The organism is Paenibacillus sp. Y280 (genome assembly GCF_056786335.1).
In genome coordinates, this window is the sequence record NZ_JBXCIW010000025.1 from 51,463 (window position 1) to 67,995 (window position 16,533).

Annotated in this window: 16 protein-coding genes; 13 read left to right on the forward strand and 3 right to left on the reverse strand. The window is 45.2% G+C overall.

Translation table 11 applies throughout. The features are described from left to right. Positions 1-339 precede the first annotated feature (339 nt). From AC1TPC_RS23115 to AC1TPC_RS23155, 9 genes are all read left to right on the forward strand, one after another. Positions 340-1,068 (forward strand): amino acid ABC transporter ATP-binding protein, encoded by a 729-nt coding sequence (locus AC1TPC_RS23115; protein ID WP_482069147.1) that lies wholly within the window; start codon positions 340-342, stop codon positions 1,066-1,068. Positions 1,069-1,086: 18 nt separating this feature from the next. Then, positions 1,087-1,938 carry a transporter substrate-binding domain-containing protein gene (locus tag AC1TPC_RS23120; RefSeq protein WP_482069164.1) on the forward strand — a complete coding sequence of 284 codons (852 nt, stop codon included), beginning with the start codon at positions 1,087-1,089 and terminating at the stop codon, positions 1,936-1,938. A gap of 74 nt (positions 1,939-2,012) precedes the next feature. After that, positions 2,013-2,666 (forward strand): amino acid ABC transporter permease, encoded by a 654-nt coding sequence (locus AC1TPC_RS23125; protein WP_482069148.1) that lies wholly within the window; start codon positions 2,013-2,015, stop codon positions 2,664-2,666. 15 nt (positions 2,667-2,681) lie between these two features. Beyond that, the gene (locus AC1TPC_RS23130; protein WP_482069149.1) at positions 2,682-3,332 is read left to right on the forward strand and encodes an amino acid ABC transporter permease; all 651 of its coding nucleotides are present in this window, start codon (positions 2,682-2,684) and stop codon (positions 3,330-3,332) included. Positions 3,333-3,463: 131 nt separating this feature from the next. Beyond that, on the forward strand, positions 3,464-4,750 hold the full coding sequence (locus AC1TPC_RS23135; protein ID WP_482069150.1) for a sensor histidine kinase: 1,287 nt from the start codon (positions 3,464-3,466) through the stop codon (positions 4,748-4,750). Between the two features lie 6 nt (positions 4,751-4,756). Next, positions 4,757-5,662, forward strand: coding sequence for a response regulator (locus tag AC1TPC_RS23140; protein ID WP_482069151.1), 906 nt, complete (start codon positions 4,757-4,759; stop codon positions 5,660-5,662). A 90-nt stretch (positions 5,663-5,752) separates the two neighbouring features. After that, complete coding sequence (locus AC1TPC_RS23145; protein ID WP_482069165.1) at positions 5,753-6,013, forward strand: YhfM domain-containing protein; 261 nt, start codon at positions 5,753-5,755, stop codon at positions 6,011-6,013. 137 nt (positions 6,014-6,150) lie between these two features. Next, positions 6,151-7,260 carry a betaine/proline/choline family ABC transporter ATP-binding protein gene (locus AC1TPC_RS23150; protein WP_482069152.1) on the forward strand — a complete coding sequence of 370 codons (1,110 nt, stop codon included), beginning with the start codon at positions 6,151-6,153 and terminating at the stop codon, positions 7,258-7,260. A 13-nt stretch (positions 7,261-7,273) separates the two neighbouring features. After that, a complete protein-coding gene (locus AC1TPC_RS23155) occupies positions 7,274-8,833 on the forward strand; it encodes a glycine betaine ABC transporter substrate-binding protein (RefSeq protein ID WP_482069153.1) in 1,560 nt (519 codons plus the stop codon). Between the two features lie 938 nt (positions 8,834-9,771). Here AC1TPC_RS23155 and AC1TPC_RS23160 read toward each other — a convergent pair. After that, the gene (locus tag AC1TPC_RS23160; protein ID WP_482069154.1) at positions 9,772-11,013 is read right to left on the reverse strand and encodes a DUF3895 domain-containing protein; all 1,242 of its coding nucleotides are present in this window, start codon (positions 11,011-11,013) and stop codon (positions 9,772-9,774) included. 130 nt (positions 11,014-11,143) lie between these two features. Here AC1TPC_RS23160 and AC1TPC_RS23165 point away from each other — a divergent pair, with 130 nt between their 5' ends. The 4 genes from AC1TPC_RS23165 to AC1TPC_RS23180 all read left to right on the forward strand — a co-directional run bounded on the left by AC1TPC_RS23165 (position 11,144) and on the right by AC1TPC_RS23180 (position 14,580). Beyond that, positions 11,144-11,800 (forward strand): pentapeptide repeat-containing protein, encoded by a 657-nt coding sequence (locus AC1TPC_RS23165; RefSeq protein WP_482069155.1) that lies wholly within the window; start codon positions 11,144-11,146, stop codon positions 11,798-11,800. A 135-nt stretch (positions 11,801-11,935) separates the two neighbouring features. Next, positions 11,936-13,330 carry a threonine synthase gene (thrC, locus tag AC1TPC_RS23170; RefSeq protein ID WP_482069156.1) on the forward strand — a complete coding sequence of 465 codons (1,395 nt, stop codon included), beginning with the start codon at positions 11,936-11,938 and terminating at the stop codon, positions 13,328-13,330. A 161-nt stretch (positions 13,331-13,491) separates the two neighbouring features. After that, on the forward strand, positions 13,492-14,058 hold the full coding sequence (locus tag AC1TPC_RS23175; protein ID WP_482069157.1) for a hypothetical protein: 567 nt from the start codon (positions 13,492-13,494) through the stop codon (positions 14,056-14,058). Positions 14,059-14,370: 312 nt separating this feature from the next. Next, complete coding sequence (locus tag AC1TPC_RS23180) at positions 14,371-14,580, forward strand: DUF1572 family protein (protein WP_482069158.1); 210 nt, start codon at positions 14,371-14,373, stop codon at positions 14,578-14,580. A 91-nt stretch (positions 14,581-14,671) separates the two neighbouring features. Here AC1TPC_RS23180 and AC1TPC_RS23185 read toward each other — a convergent pair whose 3' ends face one another. Next, complete coding sequence (locus AC1TPC_RS23185; RefSeq protein ID WP_482069166.1) at positions 14,672-15,262, reverse strand: class I SAM-dependent methyltransferase; 591 nt, start codon at positions 15,260-15,262, stop codon at positions 14,672-14,674. Positions 15,263-16,069: 807 nt separating this feature from the next. Next, positions 16,070-16,354, reverse strand: coding sequence for a hypothetical protein (locus AC1TPC_RS23190; protein WP_482069159.1), 285 nt, complete (start codon positions 16,352-16,354; stop codon positions 16,070-16,072). Between the last annotated feature and the right edge of the window lie 179 nt (positions 16,355-16,533).

The following is a 16,533-nucleotide window of genomic DNA, read 5'->3' on the forward strand; positions in this document are numbered from 1 at the left end:
GAAGATAAGCTTATATCTCAAAAATTGGATCTCATAGTAGAATTACTCAAAAAAAATGATTGATCATGCTTTTTACTTTAAGCAGCCATGACTTTCGGTTTAGAACATAAAGAAAGCCAGTCCTTGCAAAGGGCGTGGCTTTCTTTGTGTTCTGGCAAAATACTTCCTCTGTCAGCCTAAGCGAATCCGAATAACGGCAAGCCCCTCTCATATAGAAAATATCCATTCAAAATGTAGGATTCTATAAGATCACATAGTCTATCTTTAGTATTTGTGTTAGGTTTTCTAACTTACAGCTGACAAAATAGCTGTGGGATGAAGCTTAAGAAGGAGGGTGCCATGATCTCATTTCGGCAGGTTGAAAAGCATTTCGGACATTTTCATGTACTCAAAGCCATTAACCTTCAGATCGAACAGGGGGAAGTGGTTGTCGTAGTAGGACCGTCCGGTTCTGGCAAAAGCACGCTGCTTCGATGCATTAATCGTCTGGAGACGATCACAAGCGGCGATGTGATCGTTAACGAGCACACGGTTAATGCGAAAAAGACCGATATTAACAAGCTAAGACGGGATATCGGCATGGTATTTCAGCATTTCAATCTATATCCACATAAAAAAGTAATCGACAATATTACGTTAGCTCCCATGAAAGTACTGGGGCTTACGAAGCAGGAAGCTGAGAAAACGGCCATGTACTATTTGGAGAAGGTCGGAATCGATGACAAGGCTGGCCAATATCCTTCACAGTTATCGGGAGGCCAGCAGCAGCGTGTGGCTATTGCGAGAGGGCTTGCGATGAAGCCGAAGGTGATGCTGTTCGATGAGCCGACATCCGCTCTTGATCCGGAAATGGTCGGCGAGGTGCTCGATGTGATGAAGGCGCTTGCGAATGAGGGCATGACGATGGTCGTTGTGACACATGAGATGGGATTTGCGCGTGAAGTTGCCGACCGTGTTGTGTTTATGGATAAGGGGCAGATCATCGAGGAAGCCTCGCCTGAAACGTTTTTTTCCAATCCGCGCGAGGAACGTGCACGATTGTTTCTCAACCGGGTACTAAATCATTAATATAAAGGGGCGATTTTAATAATGGCAAAAAAATGGTTGAGCGTTAGTGTAATGATCATCGTGTTGTCGGTATTCGTGCTTGCAGGGTGTGGAGGAGCGAAGGAAGAAGAGACGAACAATACTCAAGGCGTGGGCAAGGAGCCGGAGGCTTCTGCAACGCTGCTTGATACGATTAAAGACAGAGGGAAGCTAGTCGTTGGGGTGAAGTTCGATACGAAGCTGTTCGGACTTAAAAATCCTTCGAATAATGAGGTTGAAGGCTTCGATATCGAAATCGCAAAGGCGCTTGCCAAGTCGATTCTCGGAGATGAGACGAAGATTGAGCTGAAGGAGGTCACCTCCAAAACGCGTATACCGATGCTGGACAGCAATGAAATCGACTTAATTATTGCCACCATGACCATTACAGAGGAGCGTAGAAAGCAGGTTGATTTCTCCGAGGTGTATTTTAAAGCGGGACAGTCCTTGCTCGTGAAAAAAGGCAGCGCGATTAAAAGCATTGACGATGTGAAAAAAGGAACGAAAATACTCGCTGTAAAGGGAGCCACTTCGGTGGATAACATTATCGAGAAATCGCCGGAGGCTACCGTGCTCGAATTCGATAATTATCAGGATGCCTTCAGCGCGCTAAAAGCCGGTCAAGGCGATGCGTTAACGACGGACAATGCGATCCTGTACGGCATGATGGCGCAGGATGCCGGCTATGAAGTCGTTGGCGAGCCTTTTACAGATGAGCCATATGGCATTGCGATCAAAAAAGGCGAGACAGCGCTTGTCGATGCCGTCAACAAAGAGCTCGCAGCGCTGAAGTCGAGCGGCGATTACAATAAGATCTATGAGAAATGGATCGGCACAATGCCGTTGGAATAAATGAATCACCACAATAGAAGGGTGGCCGCGGCCACCCTTATTTCATAGGTCAGATCCGCAAAGGAGGATAAATCATGCCGGATTTCTCGATCTTAACCACGCACTTTGACCTCTATATGGAGGGATTCGTCAACACCATATACTCCAGCATCATCGCTCTGATCGGCAGCTTCGTGCTGGGAACAATCATTGCCGTATTTCGTATTTCGTCCATTAAACCGTTGCGGTGGGCGGGCACGGCGTATGTCGAATTTCTCCGCAACATCCCGCTGCTGCTCGTTGTCTATGTTTTTTACTTAGTGCTGCCTGCGCTCGGTATTGTGTTAAACGGATTTATTTGCGGAACGATCGGACTTGCGGTATATACGTCATCATTTATAGCGGAAGCGATTCGGGCTGGCATAATGTCCGTGCCAAAGGGTCAGACGGAAGCTTCGCTGTCCTCCGGACTCACGTATGTACAAACGATGAGGCATGTCATTCTTCCGCAAGCGATCAAAATCGTCATCCCCCCCCTCAGTAACCAATTTATTAACTTGGTCAAAAATACATCGGTGCTTAGTGTAGTCGCTGGTCTGGATCTTATGTACTTTGGCGATAAGGTGGCTAGCAAAACATATATCTACACGGATACCTACATCATTGTCGGGCTCCTTTATTTGGTGCTGACTCTTCCTTTAAGTTATATGGCGCTTCAATTGGAGCGAAGACTAGCTAAACGCGGGTAGAGAGGAGGAGGACAAATGGATTTTGCCAACGCTTTTACAATGGATAATATGAAGTTTATTTTAGAAGGGTTTTACTTGACGCTTAAAGTGGCGTTTATCTCTATTATATTTAGCTTTGTGCTTGGCGCTATTGTAGGCACTGTCCGTTATATGAAGGTTCCCATTGTATCACCGATTTTTAGCATAATCGTTGAGCTCATTCGAAATTTACCGCTGCTGCTCATTATTTTTTTCACGCGATTCGCCTTGCCGGAAGTCGGCATTCAGCTTGGTCCCGTGTACGCGACCATTATTGCTTTGACCTTGTTCGAAGGGGCTATGATATCGGAGGTCGTCCGCAGCGGCTTGAATTCTATCGATAAGGGGCAAATCGAAGCGGCGCGCTCCTCCGGCCTCAGCCAAATGACTACGTTATGGCATATCGTGCTGCCGCAAGGGCTTCGCCGCATGGTACCGCCGCTGGTTAGCCAATTTATTTCGTTATTGAAGGATACGTCCTTAGCCGTAGTTATTGCCTTGCCGGAGCTCATGAACCAATCGAAAATAGTGATCGGGCAAAACATTTCTTATGCGATCCCTGTGCTCTTGTTTGCCGCACTCCTATACTTTGTGGTCAATTATGCCTTATCCTTAATTGCGAAAAAGTTTGAGACAAAAATGGTTTAAAGGTTGAAGAGATCGGAAAGTCGACTTCGATAGAGGTCGGCTTTTTTTATGTGACCATTGTCGCAATATTCGAAAAAGGATATGAAAATAATGGATCATTGTTTACAATTATTTTAACTGGAGGGGATTGTTTGCGAAAATATACGAATAACGTATGGGTGCAAATGATACTTATAGCAGTAGTAACAGCAGTAGCAGGGGAGTTTAAAATAACGCCCTTTAGCGGAGATTTGTTTCGTATTGGGCTCGGAAGCAGCGCTTTTCTTCTTATGCTGCTGTTAGCGAGACATTTGTCCTATGTATATACGGGAGTGATTACGGGGTTTACGGTGCTTGTTTTCCGAACGGCAATCGACGGACTTGTTTCTCATGAGACATTTTTGCTCCTCGCAAGCATGAAGACACATTTATCGGCGGCGCTCTATTACATCATTTTTGCAATCGGAATGAAACAAGCTCACGTTTACTTGCCTAAGCTGCATCCTCTTCTATTAGCTGGTATGATTTCGGCCATTGATTTCATATCTAATGAGATAGAGCTGCTTGCTCGCAGTCTCCTCTTTCATTTGCCTTATCTCTATTCGGAGCAATGGATGCTCATTGGTGCCACTTCTGTTGTGCGGAGCCTATTTGTTGTCGGCTTGTTCAGCAGCTTGATGATTAGCCAGATGCGGGTCGTACATAACGAACAGAAAAAACGAATGGATCAAATGCTTCAATTCGGTTCCGGCCTGTATGGAGAAGTATTTTATTTGAGAAAATCGATGGATGCAATTGAGCAAATTACGGCGAAGAGCCATGATTTGTACGGGAAGCTGAATGATGCCGGAGAAAAGACTTTAAGCCGAACTATGCTGGACATCACGCAGCAGATTCATGAGGTGAAGAAGGATTCCCAGCGCATTTTATCCGGATTGCTGAAGCTGTTCGATCCTGAATCGGCCTCCGATATGACGCTTGCGGAAATCATTGCTTTCGTTATCCAATCCAATGACGACTATAGCAAAATGCTGAAGAAAGAAGTCCAATATGAGACATGGATAGGAACCGACTATGCAACAACGCACTATATTCCGTTATTGACCGTGCTTAACAATCTCGTTGCTAATGCAGTGGAGGCCATCGATACGAAGGGGACGATTCGGATTCGTGTTTTCGAGCAGGAGGATGATACAGTGCTGGCCGTAACGGATACGGGAGCAGGTATCGCGGAGCCGAATAAGGAGATTATTTTTGAACCGGGATTTACAACAAAATTCAACCATGAGGGATATGCGGCTACTGGAATTGGCTTGTCGCATGTTCGCGACATCGTACGAGCATCAGGCGGCAAGCTTCGCTTGAAAGTATCCAAACCGTTCGAGGAAACAACCTTTGTCGCAGCTTTTCCGACCCATACTTTAAAAATAGGGGTGTGAAGACCGATGCTTTCATTTGGTATTGTCGATGATGATGCGGCTAGCATATGGATGCTTCAGAACATTATTGAACAAAGCTGGCTTGGCGAGGTAATCGTTACTGCAGAGAATGGGAGCGAAGGGGAGAGAGCAGTTTTGGGTGCGAATCCAGACATCGTGCTCATGGATCTATTAATGCCTGAGCAGGATGGCATCGAGACGATTAACAATTTAAAGCTGAAGGGCTACAACGGCAAATATGTGATGATCTCGCAAATCGAAAACAAGGAAATGATCGGGAAGGCGTACCAGGCCGGAATTGAATATTATATTCAAAAACCAATCAACCTGGTTGAGGTTCGAGCCGTATTGTCCAAAGTGAACGAGAAATGGAAAACAGACAAATATTTAAATGAAATGAAAGACTCTATGGCAAAGCTGAGCAATTTGAATACGGATTTGGGGAACAGTCCGAGGAAAATGTCCGTTCGCGAGACGGTACAGCCTATTTTGAGGGATTTGGGAATTGTCGGTGAAATAGGAAGCAGAGACATGATTGAAATGATGGAGTATCTTATTCAGCAAAATAAAGCAGATACGCTTCCGCCGCTCAAAGAATTATACGAGGTTGCAGCCCGGGCTCAGCATGATCAAGGCAAAGAAGGCAAAGCGGTAGAACAGCGGATTCGCCGTACGCTCATGAGCGCTCTCGCAAATCTGGCGAGCATCGGCTTGACTGACTACAGCAATCCTAAATTTGAACATTACGCTCCGCTTTATTTTGATTTTCAAGACATTCGGTTAAAAATGAAAGAGATGGACGAGAAGCAGAAGCCGGAGAAGGGGAGAGTAAATATTAAAAAGTTTTTGCAAGTGCTTTACTTAGAAGTGCTGGATAAACAAAGAAGTCAAATGCAGCATTCAAGGAATTAAAAGGAACCATTTTTGCCTATTCACCATTAAGCTAATGAGCAGGTTAATCGAATAACTCCAAATACAAGTAGCAACCTTATAATTACAGACCTGCAATTCAATGATCTCCAATCATTTCAAGTCTTCAAAAATGCTTTAGATCGTGCAGAGAAAATGCCAGGTATCATCAATTATGTGGCAGAATACAATTTGAAGATAAAATTTCAGGATCAAAGAACAAAAGCTTTCCATCTTTCATTAGGTACAAATAGGGATACGAAAGGGCTATTGGTAGACCTTGAAAATACCAATGAGGGTTATGAAATTCCTGTAATACATGCAAATAAATTAAGGGAATTAATAAATGGTTAGTGAATTTTGTATTAAACCGAGCATCACTCCCCTAGCGGGAATGGTGCTTTTTTTGTATGCAGAGGGAAGCATAGGTAAAGTGCTGTTGGATAGAATAACACCAACCAGTTCTACTCTGACTAACACGAGGTGTCTGATTGATACAGTTCAAAAACGTGACGAAAAGATATAACGATGGAATGACTGCGCTAAAAGGAATCGATCTCGAGATCAAGGAGGGGGAGCTGATCACACTAATCGGGCCGAGCGGGTGCGGGAAAACGACGACGATGAAGATGATTAATCGTCTAGTCGAGCCTTCTTCTGGTCAAATTCTGATCGGCGGTAAGGATATTTCCCTCATCAACCCCGTGGAGCTGCGAAGAAATATCGGATACGTTATTCAGCATATCGGTTTGTTTCCGCATATGACGATCAAAGAAAACGTAGCGGTCGTGCCTAAACTGAAGGGTATCGCCAAAGATACATACGAGAAGCGGATTGATGAATTGATGGAAATGGTAGGTCTAGATCCAAGTGAATACCGAGATCGCTATCCGGCAGAATTGAGCGGCGGCCAGCAGCAGCGTATCGGTGTCATTCGTGCGCTTGCTGCGGAGCCGTTGATTATTTTGATGGACGAGCCGTTTAGCGCGCTGGACCCGATTAGCCGGGAACAATTGCAGGATGATTTGATTCAATTGCAGGAGGAAGTGAAGAAAACGATCGTCTTCGTCTCGCATGATATGGATGAAGCGCTGAAGATCGCCGATCGTATCGTGCTGATGCAAGGCGGCGAGATCGTTCAGGCCGATACCCCGGATCGTATTCTTCGCCGCCCTAAAAACGACTTTGTCCGTACGTTTATCGGTGGCAATCGATTAAACGAATCGGAGCAGCTGACGGTGGAGGATGTAATGGTATCGAATCCTGTTATCGTTTCGTTGACGCGCGGGCTTGCTCATGGCGCGAAGCTGATGAAGCAGCACCGCGTAACCAGCTTGCTCGTAACCGATAAGAACCGGCATTTGAAAGGTATTGTGACGAAAGAAATGCTGGAGGAGCAGTACCATCATGAGGATTTGACGCTGCAGGACATCATGAAATCCGATGTTCCAACCATCGTTGTTGGAACGGGCGTTGCCGATGCCGTGGATCTTATGCGGGAACATGGCTTATACAGCTTGCCTGTCGTGCATCCTAGCGGCTTATTGGCCGGTTTAGTCACCAATTCCAGTCTAATTGACGCTCTGCTTAAGCAGATTTAACAGGGAGGAAGCCATGAAATTCTGGGATGTGATTACAAGCCGGCAAGAAGATATCTATAGGGCGACCATGGAGCATATCGAGCTTTCGTTTATCGCTCTTCTGATCGCGATCGTGATTTCGATTCCACTCGGGCTGCTGCTCACCCGTTACTCTAGGCTGGCGACTCCGGTTATCGGTGTTGCTTCCCTATTTCAGACGATTCCGAGCTTAGCCTTGCTCGGGTTTATGATCCCGATTCTAGGGATTGGGATGTTTCCAGCTATCGTTGCCCTGACCGTCTACGCACTGCTGCCCATTCTGAGAAACACGTACACCGGTATTATGAACGTGGAGAAGCCGATCAAGGAAGCTGGAATCGGTATGGGGATGACGAGCATGCAGGTGATGCTGAAGGTGGAGCTGCCGCTTGCTTTGAGCGTCATTATGGCGGGTATTCGCACAGCGACGGTCATGTTGATCGGCGTTGCCACGCTAGCATCGCTTGTCGGAGCGGGAGGGCTGGGCGATTTGATTTTCCGGGGCATATCGACGGTCAATACGGAATTGATTTTGGCAGGAACGATACCTTCAGCGTTATTGGCATTGCTCTTCGACTACTTATTAGGATGGATGGAGAGAGCCGTAACTCCAAAAGGGATGCGTAAGCGAGGCAAAAAAACGTCCAAGCTCGCTAAAGGATTGCGTATTGGACTAGGTACGGTGCTGATTCTTGCAATAGCGGCGGGCATAGTGGCGAAAGGAAATCCATTTGGATCCGACCCCATCGTCGTTGGCGGGAAGAACTTTACCGAACAGGATATTTTGACGCATATGATGGCCTCGTTAATTGAAGCGAAGACAGACCTGACGGTCGAACGAAAACCTTTTCTCGGAGGCTCGCAGGTGACTCACAGTGCACTCGTTAAAGGCAACATCGATATTTATCCGGAGTATACGGGAACAGGCTGGACATCGGTTCTCAAGGAGGAGCCGCTTGGCGGCAAACCGGAGGAAACGTACGAGCGCGTGAAGGCTGCTTATGAGAAAAACTACAATGTGACTTGGCTGAAGCCAATCGGCTTCAACAATACGTATACGCTGGCGATGAGCAGAAAGCGCGCCGAGCAGGAGGGAATCGAAACCTTTACCGATTTGGCTCGGAAATCCGACAAGTTCGTGCTTGGCGCAACACATGAGTTTTTGGAGCGTCCGGATGGATATATTGGCTTACAGCAAGCCTATGGAATGAAATTCAAGGAAGTGAAGGGGCTGGACCCTGGCCTAACCTATAGTGCGGTTAAAGAAGGAACGACGGATGTGAATGACGCTTTTTCCACAGATGGCCGGATTGAAGCATTCGATCTCAAGGTCATTAAGGACGATAAGCAGTATTTTCCACCCTATTACGCAGTACCTATCATCCGTATGGACACGCTTAAGGAGCATCCTGAACTAGCAGAGGTGCTTAATCTGCTCGCTGGCAAAATCGATGACCGAGCGATGTCGGTGCTAAATGGCAAGGTGGATCTGCAAGGAATGCAGGCTCGCGAGGTTGCCGAGCAGTGGTTGAAGGATGAAGGGTTGATTGAATAGACGGAAAAATAAGATGTTCCGTGTTTGTCGCGTTAAGTATGCACCTAAGTGTGCTTACAGAGTGGAATCGGCGGCGTGTGATTTTGGCAGAAAGGTCGCTTTAAGCACATATATGCGCTTATAGGGGAAGAGTAGCCGGAGTTTGTTGTCTTTAAGAACCTATGTGTGCTTATCGAGTAGGATCGGCGTGTGTTTTTGGCAGATAGGTCGTGATAAGCACGCATATGCGCTTATAGTGGAAGAACAGTCGGAGTTTGTTGTCTTTAAGAACCTATGCGTGCTTATCGAGTGGAATCGGCGTGTGATTTTGGCAGAAAGGTCTCAATAAGAACGCATATGCGCTTATAGGGGAAGAGTAGCCTGAGTTTGATGTCTTTAAGAACCTATGTGTGCTTATCGAGTGGAATCGGCATGTGTTTTGGGCAAAAAGCTTGCTATAAGCACATATATGCGCTTAAAGGGGAAGAGAATCCTGAGTTTGTTGTCTTTAAGAACCTATGTGTGCTTATCGAGTGGGATCGGCGTGTGATTTTGGCAGAAAGGTCGTGATAAGCACATATATGCGCTTAAAGGAGAAGAGAATCCTGAGTTTGTCGTCTATAAGAACCTATGTGTGCTTATCGAGTGGGATCGGCGTGTGATTTTGCCGGGATGGTCCCAATAAGCACATATATGCGCTTATAGGGGAAGAACAGCCGGAGTTTGTTGTCTTTAAGAACCTATGTGTGCTTATCGAGTGGAATCTGCGTGTGTTTTTGGCAGAGAGGTTGCAATAAGCACGTATAGCGCTTATAGGGGAAGAGCAACCAGAGTTTGTTGTCTTTAAGAACCTATGTGTGCTTATCGAGTGGAATCGGCGTGTGATTGTATAATGATAGACAACCCTCTTCCGACAGGAAGAGGGTTGTTTGTACTGAGAGATATAGACGGAGCCAATTTTATTTGCGGATGCTCGTACTGGAGTAATTACGATCCTCTGAGTTGCTCGAGACAAGCTCGCATAAGCCTGCTGCTTCAAGCTTGTCCAAGTACGCGGCAACGGCAATGTAGATGCCCGGCTTGCCGGTAGACATCCTCTCATCCCGAACGAGCTTCTGCTCGATCAAGAAGTTCGATATCGCCAGCGTGCTGATGCGCCCATACTTCAAGGCGTCATCAACGACACGTTGTGCAGGAGGAGAAAGGTAAAAGGGACTTGAGCTCTGGGAGCTGCTGCTGCTCAGTTCCGCTTCTCTGAGTGCGGCTGCTCCCAGCTTCTTGCCAGCTTCCTCAAAGGCAAAAGCATCCTGATTAACCGAAGGTGCAGGCTCATCAAATACGAAAGCCCCTTGGCTCTCTTCCATTTCGTCGAAGACGAAGGCGCCCTGACTGCTCGACGTATCGTCGAAAACAAATGCTGCTTGGCCGTCATCTGTTTCCTCAAAGCTGAAAGCGACCTGAGCGGCCTCCTCTTCGCTAAAGTTGAACGCAGCTTGTCCTACATGATTCTCTTGCAGCTCTTCGGGGACGACAAACGATCTGCTGCTTTCTTGCGCATCCCCATCGTCTTCCGGCTCATTAAAATAGGTAAGCGCGGCTGCAATCCTCTTTTGTCTGCTCGCCTGATCAAGCTCGCGCAGTCTGCCGCGCAGCCTTGCCAGCTGCCTGTCGAGCAGCGGTAGCTTAGCGTCCAAATGAGCTTGAATATCAGGCGGCACTTCCAGCTCAGATGGCAGCGGCAGGAAGAGATGCTGGTCGAGCTGCCAGCCATCCCGGTATTTGATGAGCATTTCGTTAAGCTCGCCATCGAGCACGTCAAAGCCCTTCATAATATCCGAAATAGCCTTCGCATCGATTCCGGTGTGCAACTGCAGATGCTCAATGCCAAAATAACGTATCGTGTTCGTAGGCAGATGACGCACCTGGTGCTGATAGCGCAGCGATCTGCCGCATTCGCATTTCGTATGCGGCGACACCTCGCCGCTATCGGTAAACCCGATATAATCCCATTCCTCGATAAAAGATTCTATATCCTCAAACTGGGCATCCTCGGGGATGAATTGGCATTTTTTGCGCGCCAGCTGCCGTGCGAACAACGTTCTCCGGCCTCTAACCAGCTCATGATGCAAAAAATGACGTTGCTCCTCAGTCAGTTTTCCCATGATATGATCGCGCTGCTCTAGCGTCATTTCGTATTTCATTTCGCACCTCGCACTCTGATCCTCTATTTATTCACATTATAGATGGGGATGAGGAAGAAGTCATTAGCGGAGAGGTGTATAATAGAGAGAAGTTGAAGCTAATACATCATAAAGGCAGGTCCTCATACATATGTCCAGTAAAAAAGAAAAAATTGAAGCGCCTAAAATACCGGAGGGGCTAACAGCAATCGACGTCCCCGATTACGAGTGGGCGGACGAGCATGAGATTAGCGACAGCCTCATTCAAGATTGCGGCATTCATAATCAATCGGCTTATAAGGCATGCTTCGATAGAGTCGTATTCAATAATGCGGTGTTCCGGGGGACGAGCTTGCGGAAAGCGGAGTTTACCGATGTGCGTTTTGAAAACTGCGATTTATCGAATATTGATCTGAGCGAAGCGATTATGCACCGGGTTTCTTTCCATAACTGCAAGCTGCTTGGCATGGATATTACCGGCTCGACGCTGCGCAACGTCTTGTTCGAGCAATGTGTTGCCGATTATGCCGTGCTGCGCTTCTCGAACGCCAAGGGCGTCAAGTTTGAGAAAAGCTCGCTTGCCAAAGCCGACATGTCCAACATGACTTTGGCGCAATTTTATTTAAGAGAAGTGAATATCGATCAAGCGCAGCTGTCCCAGACGAAGCTTGGCGGTATTGACATAAGCAGCTGCGAATTTAGCGGTTTAGGCGTAGCGCTTGAGGATTTGCGACGCTGCATCATCTCGCCGGCGCAGGCGATTACGTTTGCGACGATTTTTGGTCTTGTCGTGGATGAAGGCATTTGATTAAGCCTAACCTTTAGCGAATGTGAACAAAATGATATACTATTGTGAAAACAATCGATTATTACGGCAAACGATGATATGATTTAAATAACGATATTTGACGATAATTGTGCGTATGTAGGAGGCTATTTACAAATGGAGTACATCAGTACAAGAGGGAATGTTGGCAAAATAGGATTTATCGATGCGTTCATGATGGGTCTTGGCAATGATGGCGGTCTGCTTGTACCAAACGAAATTCCGGTTATTTCCGCGGAAACGTTGAAGGAATGGCAGGAGCTTAGCTATCAGGAGCTGGTGCTTGCGATTTTCTCGTATTTTACGAATGGTGAAATTCCTGAGCAAGATCTGAAAGATATGGTATATGCGAGCTATTCGACCTTCCGTGATCCGGAAGTGACGCCGGTTCGTAAATTGAAGGATGATCTTTATTTGCTGGAGCTGTTCCACGGTCCGACGTTTGCGTTTAAAGATATCGCCCTGCAATTTATGGGTCAGCTGTATACGTATGTAGCGGCTAAGCAAAATAAAAAAATTCATATTCTCGGAGCAACCTCCGGCGATACAGGCGCTTCGGCCATTGAGGGCGTCAAAGGCAAGGAAGGCATCAAAATTTGTATTTTGCACCCGCATGGCAAAGTAAGTAAAGTGCAGGAGCTTCAAATGACGACGGTTCAAGAGGATAACGTGCTGAATCTGTCAGTGGACGGCAACTTCGATGATTGCCAGCGTATGATTAAGGACTTGTTCGCTGACCTCGACTTTAAGGCGAGCAATCATCTGGCGGCGATCAACTCGATCAACTTCGTCCGTATTTTGGCGCAAACGGTGTATTACTTCTACGCCTACTTCCAAGTCGTGAAGATGACGGATGCGAAGCAGGTGAACTTTAGCGTACCGACAGGCAACTTCGGCGATATTTTTGCAGGATACCTAGCGAAGCGTATGGGGCTTCCGGTTGGCAAGCTTATTTTAGCTACGAACGAGAACAATATTTTGGAGCGCTTTATCCTCGAGGGTGTGTACAAGCCGGGAGATTTCCGCAGCACGTACAGCCCATCGATGGATATTCAAGTAGCAAGCAATTTTGAGCGTTACTTGTATTACGTGCTCGGCGAGGATGCCGCACAAATCTGCAATCTAATGGATCAGTTCAAAGCAGAAGGACAAATTGTCATTTCTGGAGATGCGCTGAGCCGGGTGCAAGCGGAATTTGGAGCGCATGGCGTCCAAGGACAAGAGTGCTTGAGCACGATTAAGAAATATGAAGCGGAAAACGGCTACTTGCTCGATCCGCATTCGGCTTGCGGCGTAGCAGCAGCTGACAAATACAGCAACGAGGGGATTACGATCTCGCTTGCGACAGCTCATCCGGCTAAGTTCAATGAAGCAATTGAGCTTTGCGGCATCGAGCAGCAATTCCCTGAACAAATCGCGTCGTTGTACAACAAGGAACAACGCCAGACTCGCGTAGACGGATCGCTTGCGGCGGTAGTCCGTGAACTGGAAGTTTTCTATAACGCCAAATAATAGTTAGCGCCAAATTAGGCTGTAGTAAAGAGGGTACTCCTTCTTGCTGCAGCTTTTTTATATTTTAAGCAGTTAAATTTCCTCTTATTTTTACATATTGTAACAAAATACGACAGATGGTATGATTTGAAAAAAAGTATCATTTTAGGAGGAAAATTAGGGTGTCCGACTTATCTAGAGCAACAAATGAAGAGATTATGGAAGGCAATTATGATCGACCGATTGGAGTGAGTATACTTGCTATCTTAATGATTATTAACGGTGCTTTGGTATTAATAGCACAGTTATTAATGTTTTCTAGAACGGATGAACTATCCTCCTTCATCGGGATATCAGGGATATCTAATGCATACTTTCAAGTAGCACTTGGTTTCTCAGGGGCTATTGGTATTATTAGTGGGATTGGTATGTGGCAAGGGAAAAAATGGGGCTGGTGGCTAGCCATATTTTACTTTGCATATGAAATTACTTCAAATGTTAATTCATTATTTACTATGAAGGCAATTTCAGATCAGTTTGATATTTCAGGGCGAAGCCTGAATAAGTATTACATCAAAAATGGATCAAGAATTTTATGGGATGGATTAATTTTATACTATATGTACCGTGAAAATGTAACGTTTTATTTCAATACAATGGAGATAAAGAAGTGGAAAGCACTGCTTATTGTGTTTGCCTATTGCATAGCTATTTTTTTAATGGGTCTCATATTGAATCTATTTAATTAATATTTCAGTCAATCTAAAGTTAAAAAGCTTAACTTGAACCGTGAAGTGAACGACAGATTTTTCCAAAGGGAGTGCTTATGAAAGAATTAGATAAACGCGAGTATGGAAGATGGAACAAGATCAGGGCTAGAGGAAGGGTAATCTATGCGCTTCAATGGTCGCTTTATTTATTGATTTATTTTCTATTTATTCAAGGCGTCATAATTTTATTTAATCGTAGAAGCATTGAACAAATCGACATAATTGCTATATTGATTCTTTCTGTGATTTTGGGCATAGCGTGTATCCACTTCAAGGAGAGAAGGGACTGCTGTGGACTATGGGTTTAATCGGGAATGGTTAATAAAGAAGTTTAGTATTAGCGACGTTAAGCTGGAACAGAAGCAGCTGATTCGGAATAAGGAAAGAAGCAATCTTGACATGCTGCATCAGTGCGCCGCTCATTACTCGGAGCATATGGGACAAATTTTTAATATCGCAAAGCTCTGCTTTCGCGAGAACTACAGAAGCACTTCCATATAGAATCGAAAGACAAATAAACCACTTCAGTAATCTGAAGTGGTTTATTTCGATAGTAGTCATGACCCTTTAAAGAAAAATGGAACGTTGCAGCTTATTTGCGTACCGTCATAAAAAAACGGTGCTCCAAACTTTGAATTGAGCCATCCTTCTCCAGCTTCTCTTGTAATAGGATGAGCCTATCCAAGCACTTCTGTACCGAAAAGCCGGGAAATTCCCACTCAATTATTTTTGCAAAATAAACCAAAGCCCCCACATCAAAAAATTGAAGCAAAGGGAAATGCTCCTTACCCTCGAGAATTGTAAACCGTGCTTTCAATAATTCGTCTCGGCAGGCTTGAAGATTAAAATTCGAATCCGTTAAGCTCGATTGTTGGCCTAGTAGAAACGTGGATAATTCCCTGTTGTTTTGTCCGCCAACCTGCTGGGTTACGAAAATGCCGCCCGGCTTTAAAATGCGGTGAACCTCTTGCGCGGAGAAGGATTCATGCCGATTGATGACTAGATCAAAGAACTCATTTTCAAACGGCAGTTCATGATCATTGCTCACCGGCCTTACATCAATTCCAAAAGCAGGCAGCGTTTGCTTGCACAGCTCATAATTAGGCGCATAGGCTTCAGTTGCATAGGTCTGGCCCCTTGGAGGTGAGAGCGACAATAGAAACTCCCCACCGCCTGTTCCGATATCAAGGAGTGTAGTCGTTCACTGCATATAGGATAATACGGTTGTTCTGTAATCCCAAGTGAGCTCCTGCGTTGCTGTGCGGTTAGCCAGATATGAGAAATTCCAACCCGTAAACGTCTTTTCCTCTTCCAGTAACCAAAAAGGTATTAATTCATTTAATTTCATGATTCGCTGTACCCCTCTCACATTTTCATACAATCATGTGGATTAGGTGCAGTTAACTGATAACAATTACATATTAAGCCCGATACATTCTGTTATCAGCATGTATATAACTGCACCGGGCATTTACCGAATTTGATCATCATCGCTTATTCCTCGCTTTTGAAAAAGTAGGTGTTAATTTACAATAACTACACCATTATAGCACAAGTAAAGGGATCGATTGCTTCACTCTTTTTGTTTGCATTTATGGTATAATTTGCAGAAAATTTAGGTAAAGGAACGGCTTAAGTGGGAGAAGAATCATGAAATATTTTACTAAAACAAGGTATGACGAGTGAGGATGTATCTATTGTAATACTTAAAGGAAAAACAGATGTTTAAAAGGAGAGAGCCTATGCAAGAGTATGAAAAAAAAGCGCGGGAAAGATGGTATAAAACGAGAGCTAAAGGAAGAGTGCGATATGCTCTTCGTTGGATACGGGAGTTCATTTGTATTTGTGTATTTTTAATTATTTTTTTGGGTAGAAGCCTTGCATACATGGAGATTATTACTATGGTATGCGTCACTGTCATAATCGGTATAATCGTTTCTATTATGATGTGGACTTTATTTGAGAGAAAGTATAAACAGGAATAAAACAGCTAGTCCAGACCATTTTCTAAATGGTAAATAAACTGCTTATTTGCCGTGACTAGCCTCATTCCCTGATGGGTGCTGTAGACAACAACGTAATTAGAGTCTGCGTACTCTTCAAGAATCTGTTCTTCAGAGTAAAAGGTTAAGAAAACAGGATCAACATTATAACCAATTCGAAACACGTAGTGAAAGAAATATTTTTCCCTGCTTTCGATTTCTAATACAAAGCCTTGTTTATCCTTGTCTCCGTATTTTTCCTTTAAATAAGATCTGTCCAGCTCTAATTCCATCCCATTCCAGTGATAGGCTTGTCTATCCGTACCATTAAGTGCTTCTCTTCCTCGCTTGATGCGTAAGCGTCAAATAGCCCCCACCTTGTCATCAGATGAGAGCTAAGATAAGCTGGATTAAGATTTAAACACGTGGCAAGTCAGCGGTAGCGATGTTGACCAAGGCAACAGCTTGTCTA